This is a genomic window from Bacteroides sp. 1_1_14 (assembly GCF_000162515.1).
GTDB lineage: Bacteria > Bacteroidota > Bacteroidia > Bacteroidales > Bacteroidaceae > Bacteroides > Bacteroides thetaiotaomicron.
Window position 1 is genome coordinate 1,852 of the sequence record NZ_GG774723.1, and the last position, 5,192, is coordinate 7,043.

The 5,192-nt window shown below is 33.7% G+C and carries 8 protein-coding genes; all 8 read left to right on the top strand.

Annotated features, from left to right (window positions below; all coding sequences use genetic code 11):
• Positions 1-94 precede the first annotated feature (94 nt).
• On the top strand, positions 95-370 hold the full coding sequence (locus HMPREF9007_RS00345; RefSeq protein WP_008763880.1) for a hypothetical protein: 276 nt from the start codon (positions 95-97) through the stop codon (positions 368-370).
• A 121-nt stretch (positions 371-491) separates the two neighbouring features.
• Positions 492-833, top strand: a complete 342-nt coding sequence (locus HMPREF9007_RS00340) for a hypothetical protein (RefSeq protein WP_004295473.1) — start codon at positions 492-494, stop codon at positions 831-833.
• Positions 834-1,152: 319 nt separating this feature from the next.
• Complete coding sequence (locus tag HMPREF9007_RS0125550; RefSeq protein WP_008763881.1) at positions 1,153-1,506, top strand: hypothetical protein; 354 nt, start codon at positions 1,153-1,155, stop codon at positions 1,504-1,506.
• Positions 1,507-1,576: 70 nt separating this feature from the next.
• Positions 1,577-2,332, top strand: a complete 756-nt coding sequence (locus HMPREF9007_RS00330; protein ID WP_004295472.1) for a hypothetical protein — start codon at positions 1,577-1,579, stop codon at positions 2,330-2,332.
• A gap of 58 nt (positions 2,333-2,390) precedes the next feature.
• The gene (locus HMPREF9007_RS00325) at positions 2,391-3,011 is read left to right on the top strand and encodes a hypothetical protein (protein WP_004295471.1); all 621 of its coding nucleotides are present in this window, start codon (positions 2,391-2,393) and stop codon (positions 3,009-3,011) included.
• Between the two features lie 65 nt (positions 3,012-3,076).
• Positions 3,077-3,682 carry a hypothetical protein gene (locus tag HMPREF9007_RS00320; protein ID WP_004295470.1) on the top strand — a complete coding sequence of 202 codons (606 nt, stop codon included), beginning with the start codon at positions 3,077-3,079 and terminating at the stop codon, positions 3,680-3,682.
• A gap of 75 nt (positions 3,683-3,757) precedes the next feature.
• On the top strand, positions 3,758-4,063 hold the full coding sequence (locus HMPREF9007_RS27985) for a hypothetical protein (protein ID WP_008763882.1): 306 nt from the start codon (positions 3,758-3,760) through the stop codon (positions 4,061-4,063).
• Positions 4,064-4,394: 331 nt separating this feature from the next.
• Positions 4,395-4,985 carry a DUF4948 family protein gene (locus HMPREF9007_RS00315; RefSeq protein WP_004295468.1) on the top strand — a complete coding sequence of 197 codons (591 nt, stop codon included), beginning with the start codon at positions 4,395-4,397 and terminating at the stop codon, positions 4,983-4,985.
• Positions 4,986-5,192 lie beyond the last annotated feature (207 nt).

Below are 5,192 nucleotides of genomic sequence, written 5' to 3' on the forward strand. Positions count from 1 at the left end.
TGCCTTTGCTAAATTGGTAAAGTAGCTAACAAACAGCACTACCGCTTAAAGCGGAACGCTGCCAAACATTACCAACTAAAGAAAATTAATAAATATGGTCAAGTACAAACTAACAGTAGATGAACCGTGGGATTTCAATCATAATGGTAGTAATGTTCTTCATGGTATAGTGGTAAAGCAACTTTCTCCTACATTTCTTCTTTTCAAATCTGACAGTTTTTTAGATTTTAATGGACAAAAAAGCTGTATTATAATTTTAAAACCCAGATATGAAAAAGAGTATTTTGATTTAGAAACTAATGGTGATGTTATTGTAGGTGGTGCTTTGTGTTTAGAAAATGAATACGAAGAAAAAATGAAGAATATTTAATATCACATAGCCAATATATGCTTATTGGGAGAATTGAAAAAATAAATGTTGGTAACAATCACCTTAACTGCTAAATGCAGTTAGCTGAATCCCATTAGCAACTTTACAAACTAAAAAGAATATGAGTGACCAAATAATTTTTGATGTTGACGGACTTATAGAAGCTCAAATCCGTCAGAGAGATAAAGACTACGCAAAAGTCTGTTGTCAGAACTTATTAAACTACGCATACGGAAAGGGGCTTTTGTGTGATAATCCATGTGATAATGAAGGAAACCTAATCATGCCTTCAATTATTAAGGAAAGTTCTTTAACAGAAATTGGTAAACATATTTTTGTTGAATTGCTATTTAAGTGGTTTGCATACACAGATAATGAAAGTGGAAAAATTGACAGAAAAAATAACATCAAAATGTTAGAGAAGTATTACAATCAACTTTTACAAAAGATTGATAGAAAATAGGTTGCTAACAAACAGATGAAACATTGAAGGCGGTTTATCTGCCGGACATTACTAACAAGGAAAAAATAATATGTGTCAATACAAATCAATATGCAATCCTATAATAGAGCTTACAACACTTTTACAGAGTTGTGGCTTCACAATAGAAAAACAAGAACTTAAAGATTGGCATTTCAATGAGTTTGAGATTGTGATGAAAGGAAAGAAATTACAACTTCCAATGATAGATATAGAAGGTATAGAACAACATAGCGACAATATATATTGTTGCAAATGTCATTGGTCTGTTGTAAAACTAATAATGAATTGACACAATAAAATGTTAGTAACAAGCGGCTTAACCTCCCCTGAAAGGTCGGTTAGCCACCAAACATTATCGTTTAATATGGTAAGTAGAAAAGAAACAGTAAAAAGTTGTTGTGTGAATATACTTGATGATGTAAAAAGAATATTAGCGCAACCTTTTGAATGTAGGAAGACTTCTCTTCCTGATGGTGCATTACATAATGTACAAAAAGAATTGGAAAATATGATTAATGCGATTGATAAAGATATTTACTCGTTTACACCAAGTTATGGCAAATATCTAATAGATTGTTGGCTTGGAGATGAATTAGTAGATAAACTTCTTGATGTTTCTTGTCAATATGAAAAACTAATTAAGTTGAAATAAACGATAGCATACGGATTAATCTTCCAAAGGTCGATTATCCAACAAACATTATCGGTCTAAAAATTAAAATATGGATAGTAAACTTCAATTATTCGCTAAAGTGTTATTAAAAGAACACTATGATGAATTTTTAGAAATGATTCAGTTGTTCAATATAGATAAGAGAACCTTTGTCCTTCAACATAGGAAAATGTTTGAAAAGGGATGGTACGATACAAGCTCTGAAGACAATGAATTTAGTGAAGTAGATATTATGCTTTGTTTTGCTATAGTTTCTCACAGAATGGCAGTTATTGATTGGAGTGGTGAAGAATATTCAGGGCAGGTTAAGCGTTCCATTACGATGATGTTAAAGAATTATGGGATAGAACGTTTCTTATGGAACACTAAAAAGTTTGAGGATTCTTTGGATTGGGACAAAATTCGCCGAGGTGACTATTTGCCTTTGTTGTTCCAAGCTATGAACAAGCAACTTAACAGAGGCGGTTATTCCATTGTGTTTTGTGATACAAAATCGGATTGTTTTCGTTATGCAATATTACCAACTGCCGAGTTTGTGCAATTTGAGAATACGGAATTAGATGATTATCTGACAATCATTAGTCCTAAGATTTACAATATATATCTTGCAGACAAGGGAAATGAATTGCCTAAAATTATGCTGTACTTAAAAAAGAAATTTTCTGTTCCACTAAGTGAAATCAAGGAATTTTGTTCAAGAGATAAAATTTTACTTGGAATAGGGAACTCTATAATTGTGGATGAATATCGAAAAGAAATTGAACAACTTGGAGGCAAGATTGAAACAGAAGAAATAGACCGATAACAAACAGCAAACCGATTGAATAAGCGGAACGCTGCCGAACATTAGCAACCCCAAAAAGATGAAAATGATTGGAGAAACTATAAGAACTGAATTTGAAGCATTGAAAAATGACTTTGAAACCATAAGGCAACAAATAGAAGACGATGTTGTCAGGACTGAGTTGTATAAGGGCGAGTTTTATGAACTTACTCCATATTCCTATCAGCGTAATGGTTGCAAACAAGGAAAACCTGTAAAGCGTCCTGATACAATAAAAAGCACCAAAAATCTTTGTATCTACGGATTTAATAACCAAAATCAAATCGTAGAAGTTAAGGTTGGTTGTTCTATTGAAAATCAGTTTTATCACACTTTCCTGTATTATACAGACAATCTTGTGAAAAGTATTCTATACGATAATGGAAAACATTTGATGAATGTATGCCATTACTTTTTTGAGGGCGGAAAGCTGAAACGGTCACAGTTATGTGGTAGGTATGGTTGCCGTGAAGAGAATTATATCTATAAAGAAAATGCTTTGACACATATTGAAGTCAAACAATATGATATTGAGGGTAATAGTGGTAATGATTTAATTCATATATTCCAATATCAAGACGATGGGGCTTTAGAAAGTATTACCAAATCATTTCCAAATGGATATTCTGAAATAATCTATAAAACGAAAAGAGGTTGCTAACAAGCGGCTTAACTACCCCTGAAAGGTCGGTTAGCCACCAAACATTAATATTAAAAGGAAACACTATGATACCTGATAAATTGAAAGATGATTTTAATTCATTGAGAAATATGTTTGATGAATTGAAAAGAGAAATTGATAAGAATGTTGTAAGGGAAGAGAATTACAAAGGTGAGTTCTACGAAATATCCCCTTATTCTTATCAAAGAAACAGGTTTAAGCAAGGGAAAATAGTTGGAAATGTAACTTCTCTCAAAACAACTAATAACCTATTTACTTATTATTTCGATGTAAAAAATCAAATTATAGAAATCCGAGAGGGCTTGGAACTTAAAAATCAATTCTATTACACCTTTTTCATTTATGAAAAGGAACTCATGAAAACTATTGCATATGATAATAGCAAACGTATTGTGAATGTCCGATATTATCTATATGGAAGTAATGGTAAAATAGAGAAAATGTATTCAAAGGGTTCTCGTGGAAGTAGAGAAGAAACATATTTTTATGAAAATGACCGCCTACAAAAAATAGTTATAAGACAATTTGATAGAAATGATATTGAACAGGATACGTTACAACATTCATTTGATTATAAGTCTAATGGAGAATTAAAATCTATTATTCTTTCGACAGAATTATATTCTGAAACAATCTATCAGGAAACATAAATTTAATATTAACAAGCCGGGATAACGGACTAACGCCGTTCCCCGTCAAACCATTATCAATTACAGTACGACAATATGAACTTTTACTTAATAGGTAGTTTAGAAGGATTTAACGATTTACGTTTTCCAAATGTGGAAGATTGGCAAAATTGTATGGGACATGCTGAAGGTTTACTAAAGCAGTGGAATCCTCCTGAGATGGAATATATATGGAAAAAAAGTAATAGACATAAACATTTTGATTTATCACAATTTTGTAATCCTCTATTAACTATTAGCGACAAAGCATTAAGTATTTTAGAAAATATTCTTATCAAAAATGGAGAAATTCTTGATATAAAGTCGCCAAAAGGTTTTTATTTTTTCATTGTACCAATATAATAGATGCTTTGATTGAAAAAGAATCAGATATAGTGTGGTTAGATAAAGAAAGAGGATGGGTGAGTTGTATAAATAAATTTGTGTTGGATAAAAATAAAATCCAAGAGCAAACTATTTTCAGACTTCCGAATGTAAATTGTCGCTATACTTTTTATGGGGAGGAATTTAAGAACCTTGTATTGAAACATCATCTTCAAGGAATACATTTTGATAGATACGAAACTATTATTATAAAATGAATGATTGTTTTAAAGTTTGTAGTTAAAGTATTGATAACACGCACATCAATCACTTAAACAGTGATTATCTGCATCCTATTAAACATTAGAAAATGAGAACACCAATCATAATCCTGTTATTTGTAATCCTGCTTGCCGCAAGCTGCGGAGAGCCTCCCATGCCGCCGTCGGACGAGGAAATGATACGCCATTTCACCACGCACGAGGTGGCGTTCCGTAAGGTGTACGAAATCATGGCAGAGAGTTCAGAAGGTAGTTTTCACTACCCGCCGCTTTCTCCGGAAGAGGTCATTATACTTGATTCAACAGAACAAAGCGATACATTCCATAAAACGAATGACGAACAAGACATTCCGGTATATGGACTGTTGAAGCCGGAGCGAATCCTACTCGACTCCTTGTTATCAGAGATTGGATGCGGTTTTATCCTTGTTGATCGCAGGGAATGGGGAACGGCAGATTCGGTATATGTGAGCCTTGTTATGCCGTACTACTCCCACGGCATCGTGGATGCGGGAACGTCCAAGAGTTTCGTTTACGATCCCGGATTGAGAAGCCGTCGGAATATCCGTATCACCGAATATGGCGACCTGAACGAGATCTACCGCAGGACGTACAACGACACCACGCTTTACAAACCCATCAAGGGAAACTGGTACATCGAGTTAGACCATTCGATATAACGGCCCGGAGTTCGTATCAAAGCTTGTTTCACTTTTTGTCAAGAAGATACATCATAAAGCAGATAATGGCTATCGCAAGGAAAAATAACAGAACCGCAAGGAGTTCGTTAAACCTGCACTTGGCATAGTGAGACATCACTGCTTTGCCTCGCCATTTGTAAATCCTGCTGACGAGCGACATAACGGCAAATGTGACAATGCTAAAAA